The following is a 596-nucleotide window of genomic DNA, read 5'->3' as shown; positions in this document are numbered from 1 at the left end:
GGCAAATATGGTCATGGCTCCTTGCATTTCCATACCTAAGAGACCCGAGGAAATTGCAACATCATACCCGTGTCTATGCTTGAGTTCACTATTTTTCGCTTCAATCTTATACCGTTCTTTCGTCTTCACTTTAAAATAGTCGCTATCTTGGAAGGTCTTTTGTTCCGTATGTTCTGGCGATTTTATTGTAACGGAATACGTTTTACTTTTAGCCCCCTCTTTATAACAGCCTTCTTTAAAAGGACACACTTTACACTTCTGGATATCAAAGAAGTACGTATGACTTTGACTGTTATTTGTATTCTTTTTGCCTATTCGTGCTTTTCGAATGGCCATATGTCCAGCTTTACATATATACATCCCTGCATCTTTATTAAATTCAAATTCGTCTTCAGCTTTTCTTGGACCGTGCGTAATGATTGGGTGTAATGTTGATACTAATTTCATATCATTCAGGTTGGCGAATTGAATATTATCTTTCTGAGAGTAAGCAGTATCCCCAATAAGTGTATCAATTTTCATTCCTGTTTTATGACTCTTTTCAAACAATGGCTGAAGATATTTCCCATCACTTTTTTCACCAGTTGTTATCACTG

At 36.6% G+C, this 596-nt stretch carries 1 protein-coding gene; it reads right to left on the bottom strand.

Features of this window, described 5'->3' with window-relative positions; translation table 11 throughout:
- On the bottom strand, positions 1-596 hold a 596-nt coding region (locus SB717_RS33405), incomplete at both ends, for a transposase (protein WP_410907086.1).

The organism is Priestia sp. SIMBA_032 (genome assembly GCF_046535215.1).
GTDB classification, from domain to species: Bacteria; Bacillota; Bacilli; order Bacillales; family Bacillaceae_H; genus Priestia; species Priestia aryabhattai.
This window is presented reverse-complemented; position numbering and strand designations above follow the sequence as displayed.